At 48.6% G+C, this 17,211-nt stretch carries 15 protein-coding genes; 1 reads left to right on the forward strand and 14 read right to left on the reverse strand.

What is annotated here, in order from left to right; all coding sequences use genetic code 11:
* Positions 1-17 precede the first annotated feature (17 nt).
* The 12 genes from JMF85_RS20710 to JMF85_RS20765 all read right to left on the reverse strand — a co-directional run bounded on the left by JMF85_RS20710 (position 18) and on the right by JMF85_RS20765 (position 13,498).
* A complete protein-coding gene (locus tag JMF85_RS20710) occupies positions 18-806 on the reverse strand; it encodes an SDR family oxidoreductase (RefSeq protein WP_054795256.1) in 789 nt (262 codons plus the stop codon).
* A gap of 13 nt (positions 807-819) precedes the next feature.
* Entirely contained in the window at positions 820-2,280 is a 1,461-nt protein-coding gene (locus JMF85_RS20715) for a 4-hydroxyphenylacetate 3-hydroxylase family protein (protein WP_127605609.1), read from the reverse strand.
* A 2-nt stretch (positions 2,281-2,282) separates the two neighbouring features.
* Positions 2,283-3,146: an alpha/beta fold hydrolase gene (locus JMF85_RS20720; protein WP_127605611.1), complete on the reverse strand. Its 864-nt coding sequence runs from the start codon at positions 3,144-3,146 to the stop codon at positions 2,283-2,285.
* Between the two features lie 429 nt (positions 3,147-3,575).
* Positions 3,576-4,802 (reverse strand): hypothetical protein, encoded by a 1,227-nt coding sequence (locus tag JMF85_RS20725; RefSeq protein ID WP_201318823.1) that lies wholly within the window; start codon positions 4,800-4,802, stop codon positions 3,576-3,578.
* 78 nt (positions 4,803-4,880) lie between these two features.
* On the reverse strand, positions 4,881-5,072 hold the full coding sequence (locus tag JMF85_RS20730; RefSeq protein ID WP_054795259.1) for a hypothetical protein: 192 nt from the start codon (positions 5,070-5,072) through the stop codon (positions 4,881-4,883).
* Positions 5,073-5,097: 25 nt separating this feature from the next.
* Positions 5,098-5,712, reverse strand: coding sequence for a TetR/AcrR family transcriptional regulator (locus JMF85_RS20735; RefSeq protein WP_201318824.1), 615 nt, complete (start codon positions 5,710-5,712; stop codon positions 5,098-5,100).
* A gap of 354 nt (positions 5,713-6,066) precedes the next feature.
* Complete coding sequence (locus JMF85_RS20740; protein WP_141334025.1) at positions 6,067-6,945, reverse strand: alpha/beta fold hydrolase; 879 nt, start codon at positions 6,943-6,945, stop codon at positions 6,067-6,069.
* A 220-nt stretch (positions 6,946-7,165) separates the two neighbouring features.
* Positions 7,166-8,749: a long-chain-fatty-acid--CoA ligase gene (locus JMF85_RS20745; RefSeq protein ID WP_201318825.1), complete on the reverse strand. Its 1,584-nt coding sequence runs from the start codon at positions 8,747-8,749 to the stop codon at positions 7,166-7,168.
* A gap of 112 nt (positions 8,750-8,861) precedes the next feature.
* Complete coding sequence (locus JMF85_RS20750; RefSeq protein WP_201318826.1) at positions 8,862-10,043, reverse strand: acetyl-CoA C-acetyltransferase; 1,182 nt, start codon at positions 10,041-10,043, stop codon at positions 8,862-8,864.
* Positions 10,044-10,054: 11 nt separating this feature from the next.
* Entirely contained in the window at positions 10,055-10,378 is a 324-nt protein-coding gene (locus JMF85_RS20755; protein ID WP_201318827.1) for an enoyl-CoA hydratase/isomerase family protein, read from the reverse strand.
* 161 nt (positions 10,379-10,539) lie between these two features.
* On the reverse strand, positions 10,540-12,762 hold the full coding sequence (locus tag JMF85_RS20760) for a helix-turn-helix domain-containing protein (RefSeq protein WP_201318828.1): 2,223 nt from the start codon (positions 12,760-12,762) through the stop codon (positions 10,540-10,542).
* A gap of 196 nt (positions 12,763-12,958) precedes the next feature.
* Positions 12,959-13,498 carry an HXXEE domain-containing protein gene (locus JMF85_RS20765; RefSeq protein ID WP_127605627.1) on the reverse strand — a complete coding sequence of 180 codons (540 nt, stop codon included), beginning with the start codon at positions 13,496-13,498 and terminating at the stop codon, positions 12,959-12,961.
* 240 nt (positions 13,499-13,738) lie between these two features.
* Between JMF85_RS20765 and JMF85_RS20770 the strand changes: the two genes are divergently transcribed.
* Positions 13,739-14,713, forward strand: coding sequence for an MraY family glycosyltransferase (locus JMF85_RS20770; protein WP_230875987.1), 975 nt, complete (start codon positions 13,739-13,741; stop codon positions 14,711-14,713).
* A gap of 89 nt (positions 14,714-14,802) precedes the next feature.
* Here JMF85_RS20770 and JMF85_RS20775 read toward each other — a convergent pair whose 3' ends face one another.
* Positions 14,803-15,945, reverse strand: coding sequence for an AbrB family transcriptional regulator (locus tag JMF85_RS20775; RefSeq protein ID WP_141334030.1), 1,143 nt, complete (start codon positions 15,943-15,945; stop codon positions 14,803-14,805).
* Positions 15,946-15,978: 33 nt separating this feature from the next.
* Positions 15,979-17,094 carry an aminopeptidase gene (locus tag JMF85_RS20780; RefSeq protein ID WP_155614249.1) on the reverse strand — a complete coding sequence of 372 codons (1,116 nt, stop codon included), beginning with the start codon at positions 17,092-17,094 and terminating at the stop codon, positions 15,979-15,981.
* Positions 17,095-17,211: the final 117 nt, after the last annotated feature.

Genomic DNA, 17,211 nt, shown 5'->3' on the forward strand with positions numbered 1-17,211 from the left:
TTCTTTACCTCCCCAGTTCAGAGTGGACTTACAATGGTGAACCCCCCGTCAATAACATGGGTTTGACCTGTTATGAAGGAAGCGTGCTCCGAAGCAAGAAATGCTACGAGGGAGGCCACATCATCCGGCTTGCCGAACCGTCCGACAGGAATGCTCTCCTGGTCTTGCCTAAGAACCTCTTCTAGAGGTATCCCTGCTTGTTTCGCTCTGTAATCAGCGATTTGCCGGATGCGATCCGTATCGATATGAGCTGGCGCAATCACATTAGTTGTCACGCCGTAAGGCCCTACTTCGCAAGCGAGCGATTCTGAAAGCGCTTTAACACCAGCCCGCATTACATTGGACAAGTGAAGGTTAGGCAGCGGACGAATCACAGAGGATGATGTCATATATATTAAACGTCCCCACTGATTTTCCTGCATGCCAGGCAACACCGCTCTTGTCAGACGAATTGCAGCATCCAGAATTAGACGATAAGAGAAATCCCAATCGGAACTGCTCAAGTTGAGAAAGCTGCCCGGTTTTGGGCCTCCGGTATTGTAGACAAGGATGTCAATGCCGCCCATTTCGGCAATTGCTGCGCTCGCCAATTCATCTACCGAAGCCGGATTTGTGAAATCGGAGGGTTGGTAAAACACTTGCGAACCTGTTTCCCTGTGAATTTCCTGTGCTGTTTGTGGAAGCAGATCCCTTTCAATACCGCTTAAAAATACGGTAGCTCCCTCTTTTGCAAGCCGTTCCGCAATCCCTCTACCAATACCTGAGCTTGAAGCTGTGACCAACGCTTTCTTTCCTTTTAAATCCATATGCATATCCCACCTATAATTTGCTGTTATTTTCAATCCCATACGATGCAAGCATTTTGTCTACCAGAGCCAAAGGTTCCCGTTTGTCATAACCGGAATATTGTGTTTGAATACGCAGGAACATCGGATCCCCTGCATAGAAGCGCTCATATAATTCATGGCGAGATCCAAAGTCTGAAACAGCAATCTCCGCAGCGGCTTTGAACAGCTTCACTTTCTCTTCGGCTGTCACTTCGGCTCCCCGATAATACTTGCGGACATCACTTGCAATCGGACTATTAAACACATCCACACTTGCCGGTTGATACATCAACCCGCCTGCGACCACAAACTGAATGATCTCCCTGACGCGGGGGTACCAACGGTTACCCGAATTTCGAATCGCATACAAAGGAGTAACATTCGGTAAATAGATGCCGTCAGGACTTTGTTCGCTGGTAGCTTCTGAAGAATGTACCGCTGCTCTAATTAATTCAATATAGGTGGTTATTTCACCTATCATATCCTGAACATGAGGAAATTGATTGGTATTCACCATTTCGGTCGCTCTCATGACGAGTCCAGCCAGGAACTGCAGCTTAGCTTGCAAACGGATAGCGGATTGATGCCCCGTAAATGCGTTTGAATTTAGTTTCCAAATCGTGTTTACACGTTCAACATCCTGATAGATGAACACTCGCTCCCATGGAACCAGCACATCATCAAATACAACTACACTATCCAGTTCATCAAACCGCGAAGCCAACGGATGGTCAAATACGGATTGGCGGACGAAAGACTCTCGGGCAATTAATCGTACGCCGGGGGTGTTTAGAGGAAGCGCGAAGGAAATTGCATATTTGTAATCTTTTTCGGTTGGTTTTCGCAAATGGAACGGCCACACAAGCATCTCATCCGCATATGGGCCTGCGGTAGCCAGCATTTTGGCCCCGCGAACAATAATACCGGCATCCGTTTCTCTTACGACTCCCAGATATGTGAATTCATCCGGCTGTTCAGACGGCGCCTTACCGCGATCTACCTGAGGATCTATCAGCACATGGGTTAAATACAAATCATTTTCCCGTACATATTCAAAATAATTCCGGGCATTATCCGCGTAAGGGCCAAAGAAATCCGCATGGATATACCATGCTGTCAGCATGGCGCTCATAAAATCAGTGGAGCGCCCCATCATCCCAAACGTTTCTTCCGCCCAATCTTTATGCATCAACCGGCGGCGGACCAGATCTTCCTTCGACTTCGGAACAAGAAAAGAGGTACCGATTAGGTCGCCCGTTTTAGGTGATTTCGACAACATATAAGAACGCTTATCCTTTTCCCATTGTGAATCATACAGTCGTGCTATCGATTTTACAGCCGGCGCTACAAGCGGATGGGTTGTTGGATCCTTTACTTGTTCATTGCCGATCCAAGTTTCCGGAGGATTGTCCTTCAACCTTTGTATATAGTCCGTTCCTCTTCTTGCCCCCATGTTTACAATCTTCCTTCCTTAAGAAATCTGTGATGTACGTCATTGAACTCTCCAGGCTTCTCCCATTGCGGCCAGTGGCCGGCTTCGCTGATTACATATAACTGGCTGCTAGGTATCCATGACTTTAATATGAATGCTTCATCAACCGTCCCTGTGGGATCGTTATCTGTCCATAACAGCAAAGTTGGACACTTGATCTTTCCGCACCATTCAGGCCCCCAGGCATAATCTTTCCTGACTTCCCAATCCTGTAGACACACAATATTGTAGACTGCCCTTTTAAACTCCCGTTGGGTATATATCTGATAACGAATGTTCACCAGTTCATCCGTCACAAAACTCTTATCAAGAAACAACCACTCCAACCGCGATCTTACATTTTCATAAGTCGCTTCCACTACAGCGCTAATTGTGGAATCTTTTACTTTCTTCATGACTTCCGGCTTATTGGTAATATTACCGGGAGTGTTTAGAATCACTTTATCGACCAGATCCGGGTAATGAGCGGCTGTCCAAGCCGCGACCCATCCTCCCAATGACTCCCCGGATAGATTGAATTTCTGCAATCCCAAAGCCTCCGCCAGACCAACCAGATGATCACTCAAATAATCGATGGTGTACGGTCTATCAGGTTTGTCACTATATCCGTGTCCAACCATATCGTAAGCGATTACCCTGAAGTCTTCCGACAGTCTCCCTATGTTCCTGGCATATGCTTCAAGATGTCCACCCGTACCGTGAACGAAGATGAGAGGATCTCCTTCTCCTGCTTCCAATATGCGCGTTCTAATTCCTTTTACATTGATATAGTCCTGTTTTAAAGGGACACCCGCTAATTGTGACCACATGCCGACCTTCTCTCCCATGGTTCACCTCATTTTTGGTATACTAGTATCTTAGTAATAGAATACCATAATTTCCTTTTCTATGCAACCGCTTTTTTCTGCTGAACGCGGGTATCGATTAATGCTCTGCTTTGATAACACCTGCTTTCCTTTTGGTATTTTCCTATAGTGAGGCCACATCACCTCCTTATATCTGATATACTAATATCTTAGTTGTTTGTTGTCAACCGGTTTTTGAATTTTCAATTGAATAGAAAGCGCTATAATGAGGCTGAGGTCTGTCCGTTAGCGCAGCAAAGGACTGCCATGTGGCAGCCCTCACGGTATTTAACCAGCTTCTTTGGCGGACATCACTACATAGTTGTGTGATCATGATCCAACTGGAATACTTGCGTAAAACATGCATTTCATGAGAAATATGAAGTGTCCGCGCACGGGGATTACGCCTGCTCAGGGCCGTACCCATTTAGGGCCCTGCCACGTATGGATGTAATACCAGGACTCCCCGTTAGGGGACGTCCATACGCGTGAAGCGGTAATGGTTTGCGGTGTGAAGGTTAGCGCGTTGTTCAGCAACGAACTGTCTACATAAGGCGTATCGAGTGCAATCGATGATTCGGTCAGGTCGAGGCGGGCATTACTCTGCTTCACTCCGAGCTTGGCATCGTTCTCAAAATCCCCTGTCAACTGCGAGGCGATTTCCTTGGCCGGGTTGATCCACTTGCCTGAATCGTCCGCTAGCACGAAGTACCAGCCGTCTCTTCGGCCAATCGCATGAACGGCTTGCGGCTGCTGCTGCTCCGATGGCTCCGCGTAGTAGTCGAAGGGTGACCTGTAATAGTAGAATGGGACGGGAATGTCCAGCTTAAGGTCGACGCTTTCTACACCCTCAAATCCGTACCCATAAGAGTCAAGGTGGATCCATCTCAGTCCTTTCGGGGTATCGATCTGGTACCAGACGCTTGGAGGAACCATGCGCGTCTGCTGAATATACTTCGCGACAGGCTTCACCACCTGAGGAGGCAGCTTTGGCTCGTCAGTCATCGGATTATCGAAGGGAAATAGGTACACCTCGCTCTCCTGAGCAATCGCGATCATGCCTTCGACCGGATCCCCTTTGTATTTCTCGGCAAAATGATACGGACGAATCCATTTGTTTCCAAGCCAGGAGGTCTGGATCAAATACCACTTATCGTTCGCGTTCGTATAGCAGGGGGTGTAAGGATCGCACACGCTGATGGAAGCAACCGCCTGAACCTGTTGCGGAGAAAGTCCATACGCTGTCATTTTCATCGGTGATTCATATATTGGGGTCTCCTGTTCAAGTAAAGTCAGCGTCTGCTCCTGAAGCTCCAGCTTGCCGTACTTGTAGGAGCCTTCCTTCAAGTTAATCCATGCTTCGCCAAGCCACGTCTCAACCCGCACCTTATCCATACGTGTGATGTCAAGCAGCCTGCTGCTTTCGATCGGGGCTAGATGTACCGATTGGAGGGCACTCAGCGCGCCGATGGCCTCATCCGGTCTTGTCTCGCTGCTTGCATACAGCGTAAAGTCGTCAAGCAAGGTTACATAAGGCATAACGCTTGGCGCGGCGAGCTCCTGCTCTGCGTGAGAGAGCTGCGGTCCGGACAGGACGGCCATGGCTGTGGCCAGCAGCAAGATGAACCATTTGGTCATACCACTCACCTCCTTTCCCTATTTAGACGAAAATTCAACTGAAAAGTTACGTGCGGTGTCTCGCACCGTTCAGTCCTGTTATTGCGTTTCGTCTTTCTCTACGACTTCCCAATGAATGCTGATCATCTTGTCCACCCAGTTGCGGATATTCATTTCGATCGCTTGTTCGACCTCTTCGTCCATGAGCTCGCCAAGCTTGTTTTCCTCGAGCACGAGTTCATCTACCTTTGCTATTTGACCACCAATAGACAATTCGACTTTAATTCGCATCTACAACCCTCTTTTCGTCTTTTCTCTACATGCATTCTTTGGCATGATCATCATCTTTTCGATGCGATAAAATTCCATAAAGTATGACGTCAGTAATGTCATTTGCAAGGGAAACCGGATTTGTTTCTTCGTTCACAATCTTGGTGACCATTCGTTCGAGCATGGCAACCATACATTCTGCGGCCACCTCGATCGGCAGGTCTTTTCGGACGTGCCCCGCTTCCTGGTTGCTGCGTAAGTTATGAATGATCATGTCCCTCATTTCTTTTTTGATTTGTTCGCTATCAGGCGAATCATAAAGTGCAATTTTGGTCAGCTCAGGGGAAGCATTAAGAAATAAGAACAAATTTTTTAAATTTTCCTTTACTTGCTCTGGAACGTCAGAGCTTGGCAGTGGTGTTACCAGTCTCCCTGCATTGGCCAGAACCTTTAAGCGCATTCGATATTCATTGACCAGTTCGGAAAAAATCGCATCCTTGCTCGGGAAATACAAATAAAATGCGGCTTGCGTGAGTCCCGCAGCTTTTACGATGTCGCTTATTTTTGTAGTAAAGTACCCGTTCAGAGCAAATTGTTGAGTCGCAGCCTCCAATAATCGAATGCGGCTTAACTCCCCTTTTTTCGTTCGATTCCTTTCCATATAGGCACCTCTTCAATTACTGAACGATAAGTTAACATTTGAACAGAAAAACTAACTATGAATTCACATAACTAATCAGTTAGTTTTATCACATCTTTCAAATTTTGTCAATGATCTATACGCATACTCGCGGAACAACCATGATCAGGACAAACATGACGACTTTGGAGAGGAAAGCACGGATGCGTAAGCGAATGTCAAACCACAAATCACAAAAAGACACCCCGGAGCATTTTATGATGCTTCGGAGGTGTCTGTTTATACGCCGGAATGCGTTCCCATGCAACTGCCATTACAACAGCCATTGATTCGACGTCGGTTGGAGGGAATTAGACAGCTCGTTTAATTATGGCTTTAATAGTAGACCGTTAAGAACTGCTTGATATCGCTATTTATTTTTTGCAGAAATGGTTCCGACGGGAAATGGCCCATTTCATAGACGGTTGCTGCCGCTAAGTTGGGTATGATCGCTTCTGCGGCCGCGATCACCTTTTCACTTGGGAAGAATATATCCTTTGTACCTGCTAGCACCATAGTAGGAGAGGAGTAATTCACAAGCTCTCTTTTTTCGGTTATTTTCGGCATGCCTTGTTCTAATTTTACATGTGTAAAAATGTCGCCGATTATGTTTTTATCTATTTCCTTCATGCTGTTGAAAGACATCGTATCCGCTATTTTTTGCAATTGCTTTTGCGATGAGCTGATAGTAAACCCTATCATGGGAATTAAGATTTTCTGTATCATTTTCATTTTGGAGCCTAACTTCAATCCAGACGGAGCGACCAAGACCGAGCATGCAATTTTCTCCGGCAGAAACGCTGCTATTCTTAGTATGATGCCCGCGCCATAAGAAGGTCCGATAAATGCACTTTTGTCAACTCCAAAATGCTCCATTAAATCGGAAACCCATAATGCAAAACTGTCATCTTTAGCTGACATTCTTGTTTCCGCACTGTAGCCCGGATGCCCGATTGTGTCTGGAGCGTAAATCCGATACTCCCCAAACAAGGATGAAAACCAGGATAACGTCATCGGGTTAATGCAATTGCCGCCCTGAAAGATAAAGACGGGTTTTCCGTCAACAGGCCCTGTCACTAAGGTATGCGTTCGACCAAAGCGCGTGTCTACGAACACTCTTTCAAATTCAACATGAAATCGCTTCAGGTACGACTCATAATCGTTTAAGATTTTTTTCTTTCCTTCTTCGCTTTTATAAATGGCAGGTACGCTCACTGAAACACCTCAGGCGTTTTTATTAGTTCGTCCTTCAGATTGTATCATTATAGCAACGGTCAGCATACCTGTAAGGAAGAAAAATACGATTTGAACATGAAAAAGGCCTCTTGGAGTCGTAAGTGTTGTCCTAAGCTTGCCGGCCCAAAGGACGAGGTACTTAAAATATCAGGAGGCTACCCGGCAAGGGGTGTATCGTGCCGTTTCATCGTTCTCATTTTCACCGCAGTTGATCCTCCAATTCCGTTTTTAGTTGTTGTTGAAGATCGATTTTTTTGATTTTCCCGCTAGCCGTCATAGGAAGCGCATCGACAAAAACGAACTTGTCGGGAACCTTGTAATCGGCAACTTTCGATTTGATGTAATTTTTAATCTCTTCCGTTTGCAGCTGCTCTCCGCTTCTGACACGAATGGCAGCGCATGAAATTTCGCCCAGCACAGTATCGGGCAGACCGACGACGGCCGCCTCCATGACGGAAGGATGGCCATATAAAATTTCTTCGATTTCCCTCGGATAGATGTTGTATCCTCCGCGAATAATCATTTCTTTGATTCTCCCGACAATCCGGATATAACCCTGTTCGTCCATGGTTGCCAGATCACCTGAGTAAAACCACCCTTCTTGATGGATTGCCGCTTGAGTGGCCTCAGGCATGTTGTAATAACCTTTCATCACGCCAAAACCTCTGCAAGCCAGTTCTCCAACTACTCCCGGACCGACCGGTACCCTGCGGGGGTCTACAATTTTGACCTCCGCACCAGGCAGCACCTTGCCGACGGTCTCGGATCGAATCATATCGTCGTCATTAAAATCGGTAATCGTTAAAGTCGGCGAAGTTTCGGTCAATCCGTATGCGACTACAATATTGCATCCCATTTCCGAGCGAATCCGTTTGACGACTTCCACCGGACATGGAGCCGCAGCGATAATGCCCGTTCGCAAGGAAGAAAGGTCAAAGGAAGCAAAATCCGGGTGATTCAACTCTAAAATAAACATCGTCGGTACGCCGTTATGCACCGTCACCCGCTCTTGCTGGATCAGTTCGAGCACATCCTTGGCTTTATACTGATCTACGAGCACCATGCTCCCCGCACAAGCGAACGTGCTTAGAATACTCGGCGTAATTCCGAAAACATGAAAAACCGGGACCGCAATAAGAAAAACATCCTCCGGCGCACATTTCATGGCTTCCGCCGAAATTGTACCGGTGTGAGCGATATTGGAGTGTGTCAGCATCGCTCCTTTCGGTCTCCCCGTCGTTCCAGACGTATACAAAATAGCAAAGACATCGTCTTTGGGTTGAATGTCTTCGGGTACGAACAAGGAGTTTTTGCCTCTTTCTATCAATCGTTGATAGGATATGAGCCCTTCCTGTTCGAAGCGTACCGATACGATCTGGTTCAGACTGTTAACCATATTTTTCGCTTGTGTAAACTGATCAGCGTGAGGAACACCGCTGAATTCTTTCGTACAAAAGGCAATCTTCGCGCCGGAGTTCGTCAGTATATATTCTACTTCATGCTGCTGGTACCTGGTGTTACAAGGAACGATGACTGCACCCAGAAACGCCGCAGCAAGATAGACGACCACAAACTCGTGCCAATTGGGCAAACAGACAGCTAACTTGTCGCCCTTCCCGACGTTCAGATCACGAAGAGCGGCGGCCACATATCTCGACTCGTTCCAAAGCTCCTCGTATGTCATTCTTCGCGTCCGGTCGAAAATGACTTCTTTCGCCGGATTCCGTTTATATGCCCGTTCAAATACTTGCGCAACCGATAAGTCATACTCATATTTATACATGGGAACTTCCCCCTATGCTCTGGTATCAACCAACCGCAACAAACAATATAAGCACTTTCAATTCAACCGAGAACCGTGACTGATGTTCATTCGTTCTATGGAAAAGGGGGGATTACAGCCGCTCCCAAATGGCTGCAATCCCTTGACCTCCGCCGATGCATAAAGAAGAAACGCCATATTTTTTGTTGCGGCGCCGCAATTCGTATAGAAGCGACAATGTAATTCTAGCGCCGCTAGCGCCTAACGGATGGCCCAATGCGACCGCCCCGCCATTGACGTTGCCGATCTCCGGATCGAAGTCGAGCTCTTTCTGACAAGCGAGATATTGAGCGGCGAATGCCTCGTTAATTTCAATCAGGTCCAAGTCTTTGATCGTCATTCCCGCTTTATGGAGCGCATGCCGGATCGCCATGACCGGTCCGATACCCATAATCTTCGGTTCTACACCGACAATGCCCCAGGAAACTAACCGCGCAAGCGGTTTCAGGTTCCGCCGCTTCACATATTCTTCCAAAGCCACCACCGTTACTGCCGCGCCGTCGTTGATTCCACTGGCGTTGCCTGCCGTCACTACCCCGTCTTTCGTGAAGCGGGCAGGCAGCTTCGCCAGCGTCTCCAGGGTAGTCGGACGGGGATGTTCATCACGGTCCACAACTACACTTTCCTTTCTTCCTAGAATCGTATAGGGGACGATTTCTTCGGCAAAGCGGCCATTATCTATGGCCGCCTGGGCTCTGTCATGGCTTCTGACGGCAAACGCATCGACCTGTTCCCTTGTGATCCCGTATTGCGAGGCCAGATTTTCGGCGGTTATGGCCATTGTGCAATCCCCGTAAGGATCGTACAGCGCCTCCCACAAGTAATCTTCCATCGGCGCTTTGCCGAGGGGGATTCCCCATCTTGCTCCACGAATCACATGAGGTACTTGGCTCATATTTTCCGCGCCGCCTGCAAGCGCCAGGTCGGATTCTCCCAGCATAATCGATTGAGATGCATTCACAATCGATTGAAGTCCGGAACCGCAAAGCCTGTTCACCGTTAATCCGGGTACGTGTTTCGGAACGCCTGATTTCAATCCGACATGGCGGCCCATATAGATGGCATCTGCACTGGACTGGATCACGTTGCCAATGACGACCTGATCCACTTCTTCCGCCGTCACATTCGCTTTTTCCAACGCTTTTATGGCGCTGGCAGTCGCTAATTCGATGGCGGATACCTCTTTGAATGATCCTCCAAACTCACCGAACGCGGTGCGCGCGCCTTCGATCAAGAAAACATGACGGTTTCCCATGTTACGCCCTCCTAACATCCTGAAAATTGCGGCTTTCGTTTTTCTATAAACGCTCGCATGCCTTCTTTGCTGTCATCGCTTGCATAGGCGTTGCCGAAGCATGCGATTTCCAGATCCAATCCGGTTTGAAGATCCGCTTGACCGCCCGAGTTGACCGCCGTTTTCATCATCCTCATGGCGACGATCAGCTTCCCGGCAAGCTTTTTCGCGGTCTCTAACGTTACCTTCATCAGTTCCTCCAAAGGCGCCACCCGATTGGCGAGTCCGATGTCCATAGCTTTCTGCGCATCAATCATAAAGAGCAACCCGAGCTCCCGAAACAACTGCCCGTTCAACGGATTGATCCCATCCTCTGTTATTTGTGGTAAACATACTTAAATTCATCGTAGAAATAATCCATGACGCGATCTAAGATGTAACCGCTTACTTAAATTCATGATAAAGCATTTTTCCAGCTTCTATAATCGGCGGATTGCAGGAATCTGCAACGGAACATTCAGCAGATTTGCGGAGGAGACAGGTCCAGCAGATCGTATAATTTATAGGCCATCAGCAGGCTGAACCGCTGCTCGGCTTGCTCAATATCGATTTGCAAAATTTCCCTGATTTTATCCAAACGGTATTGCAGCGTGCTCCGATGAATATATAACGCCTCGGAGGTCTCTCTCATACTTCCGTTGTTTGATAAATAGATCCGGAGGGTTTGAAACAGATCAGCTCCGCTTCCCTCCGTATAACGCAGCAGCGGTGCCAGCTTTTTTTGCACAAAAATCGTTGAAATTTTGTGATCGGTTAATTGATGAAGAAGAGAGTAAGACTCGAACTCTTCAAAAATGGCGAATCCCGCTTCCGGGTAACGAAGGCGAATCAGGTTCGCGGTTTGAACGGCTTGTTTGTACGCAAAATAGTAATCTTCCATCCGTTCGGTACGTCCGCCAACACCCAAATAAACATGACAAGATGGCATTTCAGCTTTGGCGATTTTTTGTACCTGCTGATACATCGACTGCCAATAAGCTTTGGCATTTGTCTGCTCGTTTGTCACGCGGCTGATGAGGATAAACTCATCGCCTTTTCTCGTCAAGATTACCCCTTGATCTTGATTCGAGAGCGCCATTTTCATAATATCCCACAATCTTGATTTCTTCTCCTCCACTCCAATGAGATCGCTTTCCCGCTCCACTTCCATATCAAGCTTCACTGACAAATACGCCACCCGATGAGAATCATAGACGTTCCAGTTGATAAAGGTGGTATACTGTACGACTTTCTCCGGATCCTCGATTTTTTCGGAAAAAAGCTGATTCATGAAACTTTCCTTCACCTGTTCTCGCGTATCCATCACCAGTTTTTGCTTAATAAACTCGATGGCATACACATTGAGCGCGTTATTGACGGTTAGTCGAAGAACATCGTCCCAGTACTTGCGGTCTGAGAACACCGCTAAATAACCTAACTGCCTGCCGCCTCCAATAATCGGCCAGATGCACACATAACATGGCCCTTCGTCCAGCTGAAGCCATAATTCATCGGATTTAATCTGCCGGATTTGCTGTTCATGCTCTTTAACGAGATGCAGCAAATTGGGCAGCGATAGCTGTTCTTCCTTCATAGCATGATGAGACAGCAGCCGCAGAAGCCGATCGAATAGAAAAACCGAATAACCGAAAATGGAGCTGACGGTTCTGGTGATCTCGTATAGACTCTCCTCCTCGATGGTCTTTTTTACAAGTTCCTGTTGATGGATCATGATGTTCTGCAGTCTTAATCTGCGCTCTTGTTCGTTCTGAACTAATCGGGCGTTCTCTATCTGCATAGAGACATGCGTCGATAAAAACTCAAGCAGCTCCAAATCATCTTCGGTAAACACTCCATCTTGCTTTCCCGAGACATGAAGAATACCGATCGTTTTCAAATTAACGACCAAGGGCACCGTTAATTGTTCGCCCCCGGCCTTCCCGAAATACGGAAACAATCGCGATAGATTGCTTTCGTTATCGATCACCATGTTATCGGGGGATACGAATGTCCCATAAGACGGGGGCTGATAAATTAAACAATTGTTTTTTTCGTCATACAAAAAAATGCTTGCTGCCGCTGCCATCGTTCCTTTCCCAGCACGGTCGACCATTTTTTCCACCATATGTTCGATTGACGTACCGGGGAAAATATTTTCCCTCAACCACTCCATGCCTTTGATTTTTCGCTTCTGGCGTTCTTTATCCCGGGCTAACTCCATAGCTACAGCGACATCCCGGCCAAATTCCACGAAATAGTTTTCCGCTTCGACAATGAGAGGGACAAAATTGCGAAATCCGATGATGCAAATACCGAATGTCTTCTCTCTTTCCTTCAAAGGAACGGTAAACCAAGTCGAGAGCTTCTCGTTCTCCAACGCTTTTCTGAAATCGCTATCGCTCATTCCACTCTCGTTCGGCCACCAAAGCGCGTCTTGAAGAAGCCTGGAATAAGGATCGACAGTCAGATGAAGGGTATGCTTGACTTGAAGGGTTTCTCCCCTCCACACCTTAGGAATGAGCTGATCCCCTTCTTTCAATAAAATGGCGACAAAGTCGGAAGTAAAATCCATCCAAAAAGAGTCCATTAAATAGTGAAGCGTCTCTTCCAAGGTGTCGAACTTGACGAGCTGCCTTGCGAGATCACGAAGATGAGATTCGATCTTCTGCTTCAGCCGTTCACGCTTAGTCAACTCGTTCATTTCATTCACTCCCGAAACTATTTATTATGTTTTTTGAATGATAGTATTTTTTACATAATTAAATTTGACGTCTTTATGTAAATTCCTTTAATTTATAAAAATCATTTTGGCAAATAAAAATCGATGCAGCGTCGCACCGACATTTTACCCTTTGATTGGACATGGATATCACCGTTCTCCGTCGTTCACACATTTCTCAACCATTTGGAACCAGTTTCTCGCCCGCCTTATGACCCAGTAACAAAATGGGAATCAGCAGTAATCCTAACGGAAGACTCAGTCCTATATCGGTCAACGTTATCAGTTTCTCACTTAGCAGCCTGTAAAAAACATAAATCGTATAAGGAAGGATGATGAGGACACTCGTAACCACTCCCGGCACCAGCATTCTTACGAATACGGCCTGACCGATATGCATAAAAACATGAAGCAGCATAACCGCATTGAAACCCAGGAACAGCAAGTAACTGCCATGTTCAGCCGCCATAAACGTACACGGAACAAACACTACAAATTCAAGGCAAACGGCAACGGAAAACTGCGGCGCCGTCATTCGTGAGAATGAATCGAGCGTGTTTCTGAACCGCCTCGGCACCTTCCGGTAAATGCTTGGTTGATGCCTCCGAAACCAGGGCTCGATCCGGATGATCTCCTCAAAGTCATGAAGCATAAAGGCAACAAGAAATAACCAAATTACCGAGTTGATGCTGATAAAGGAATCCAGAAATTCAACCATGTCATATAACCTCGCTTCCGTCCTAATTTGTGTGAATTCGAACACCACAAAACTAACTTTAAAGTTATATAACTTTAAAGTTAGTTTAGGACAGCATGAAGTAATTGTCAATTGTTTTTGCAAAGTTTGCCATCTTTATGATCCCGAGACTGACGACTGCCTGATAATTCCGTCATGGATGGATTCATCCCGCTCCTGTATGTTATAATTTCTAAAGATTTCCACGAATCATGCCGAATATTGGAGGGACCGATTATCGCATACTTCGCCGCCTTTCTCGTATCGTTTCTCGTCGTACTGCTGCTCATTCCACCGCTTCGCAGATGGGCGTTCCGCATCGATTTCGTGGACAAGCCCAAGCCCGATGTCGAACGTAAAATTCATCGCGATCCGATTCCGTTAACCGCCGGTATCGCGATCTTCGCCGGGTTCGTCTGCGCGTACATGACGTTTATCACGTTCCAAGGCAGCCGCACCGTATCGCTGCTCATCGGTTCGCTGCTCATCGTCTGCATCGGGCTCGTTGACGACTGGTACAAAACGCACGGCAAAGAACTTGCCGCTTGGCCGAAGCTGATCGTACAGCTCGCCGCCGCGATCATTGTGTACAAATCCGGCGTCGTCTTCTACGGTTTCAACAACCCGTTCGGCGGCGAGGATATTTTACTGCCGGTTTATTTGCAATTTTTCTTAACGGTTACCTGGATATTCGGCGTCACTACGGTCATTAACTTCTCGGACGGCATGGACGGATTGGCCGGCGGGTTGTCCGCCATCTCCGCCGTCACGCTGTTCGTCGTCGCCTTGGCCAAAGGCCAGTCGGACTCCGCGATGATGGCTATCATTCTCGTCGGCGCCGCGGTTGCGTACCTGCGGTACAACAAACCGCCTGCGAAGGTGTTCATGGGTGATGCGGGTGCGACGCTGTTCGGATTTCTGCTCGCGGTCGTGGCGCTGGACGGCGCATTCAAGCAAGCGACGGTGCTGTCGCTGCTCATCCCGATTCTTGCGCTTGGCGTGCCGATCTTCGACAACATCTTCGTCGTCCTGAAGCGGCTTCGCGAACGCAAGCCGATCTATCAGGCGGATGCAAGCCAGGCGCATTACCGGTTGCTGCGCAGCGGACTGAATCCGAAACAAGTCGTCCTGTTTCTCTGCCTGGTCAACATGTGCTTCGGGTTAAGCTCGATCATTTTGCTTTTACTCAACGTTTAATGAAGCTGCTTATCCGCGGTCCATATGCAATAAAATTCAAACGGCCTTCCCGTACGGTTAACCCGCGGGAAGGCCGTTTCTCGTACGCGCTATCCTTCTACACCCGTTCCTTTCGGAACGCGAAATAAACGGCGCAGCGCATAAGGGACAATAAACAGAATAAACAAGATGCGAAACATCTGGTACGCCACCACCATCGACACGTCCGCATGGACAACCGAGGCGGTTACGCCCATCTCCGTCATGCCTCCGGGCGATAAGCTCAAGAACGCTGTAGCCATGCTGATCGGATGAAGGAGACTGAAGATGTAAGCCAGCACCAGGCAGAACGCGACGATCGCGAGCCCGCCCGCCAGCGAGTAAGGCAGCAGCCTTCGCCAACCGGCCAAGGCGCTAAAGCGAATACCGAGTCCGAGATAAATCCCGAGACTCCATTGTGCGGCGAGCACAAGCACGGAAGGCGGATGCGGCGGCGCCCAATCCGCAATCATCATGAGCGCCGAAGCGATGACAGGGCCGAGAAACCAGGGCGTCGGCATTCGCAGCCGGACGGCGGCCAACCCGGAGACCAGCGCCGCAAAGGCCGCAACCACGGCCATGAACGCTCCGCCCCCGGCGAAGCCCGACCCGGTTGAGTCAGCCACGGAAGCTGTAGGCATCGCCGCAGCCTCACCGCCGCTCAAGCCGTGCACCGCCAGGAACGGGACGATGAAAACGACCGTGAGAAGCCGGATCGTCTGCATGAACGTGACGATCGTTCCATCCGCTTCGGGAAACTCCTCTCCCAGCACGACCATCTGCGAAAGCCCGCCCGGTATGCTGCCGAGCAAGCTGCTCTGCGGCGTAATCCTCGCAGCGCGGGCAATCCACACCGACATCAGCAAGCTGAAGCCAACCGTCAGCACGGTCGACGCGAGCATCGACGGCAGCTGGCCGACGATTTGGCGCGCGCTTTCCATCGTGAACGACAGCCCCATCCCGTAACCCAGCAGCAGCAGGCCTCCGTTGCGAAGCGTTACCGGCCATGCAAGCTGTCTTTTGGTCAAGCCCTGCCACAGCAAGGTAGCCGTTAACGGTCCCAGCATCCAACTCAGCGGGACGTGCATCAGCGAGAACAGAAGCCCCCCGGCGAACGTGACCGCCGCCGTTTCCAGCAAGCGAACCGCTGCTGTTTGTAAGCTTTCTTTCTCGTGAGATCGATTTGAACGATTCGATTCATTCGAGTCTTCCATGAAGCCATCATTCCCCTACGTCAGCGCTCGGCTTTATTTCAAATTCTCCGGATTCAATTTCTCCAAATCCGGTACGACAAAACGTCCGTCCTTGCGGATGAGCTCGCCGTCGAAATAAATTTCGCCGCCGCCGTATTCCGGCCTCTGAATGAGCACCATGTCCCAATGAACCGATGAACGGTTGCCATTGTCCGCATCCTCATATGCGTTCCCCGGTGTAAAGTGAATACTGCCGTCGATTTTCTCGTCGAACAAGATGTCTTTCATCGGCTTCTGAATATACGGATTGACCCCGATCGCAAACTCGCCGATATAACGGGCGCCATCGTCCGTATCCAGTATATCGTTCAGCTTTCTCGTATCGCTGCCGGTCGCTTCGACGATCTTGCCGTTCTCAAACCGGAGCACGATGTTCTCGAATCCCGTTCCGTTGTAAATGGTCGGCGTGTTGTACGAAATGACGCCGTTCACCGAATCTTTCACCGGCGCAGTGAACACTTCGCCGTCGGGAATGTTGTTCTTCCCGGCGCATTTGATCGCCGGAATATCCTTGATCGAGAAGGTGAGATCGGTTCCCGGGGCAACTAGCCTTACTTGGTCGGTACGCAGCATCCGCTCGACGAGGGCATCCATCGCCGACGACATCTTGCTGTAGTCCAAATTGCAGACCTGGAAATAAAAATTCTCGAAAGCTTCGGTGCTCGTATTGGCGAGCTGGGCCATCGACGCGTTCGGGTAACGCATGATGCACCACTTCGTATGGTTGACCCGCTGATCCGTAACCGGACGATGGAATATTTTGGTATACAAACGCATCTTTTCATCCGGTACATCGGACGTTTCGGTAATGTTGTCGCCGCTGCGAACGGCCAAATACGCGTGCATTTTTTTCATCCGCGCTAGCTCCAGCTCAGCCATTTGCGCGTAAAGCGCCTCGGTTCCGCCGAGCATCAGGCTGCGGGTCACTTCCGGATTCCGGAACTCCAGGAACGGATTTCCTCCTGCCGCATACACTTCTTCTATTAGACACTTGGTCAATTCCTGATCGCGAAGCCCAATCATTTCGATCAGCACGTTTTCTCCCGGCTGGAGATCGATCGAATAACGCACCAAATTTTTCGCAAACTGTTTCAGTCTTGGATCCCGCATCTGCATACGCTCCTTTGGCAACTGCCCTACAATTCTACTTCCAATGTAACGAATTTCCGTTCAAAGTTCAAATTCAGCAACCCGCCCTTCCAAAAAAATGAGTAAAAAAAGCCGACT

The sequence above is a fragment of the Paenibacillus sp. EPM92 genome (genome assembly GCF_016586185.1).
GTDB lineage: Bacteria > Bacillota > Bacilli > Paenibacillales > NBRC-103111 > Paenibacillus_G > Paenibacillus_G validus.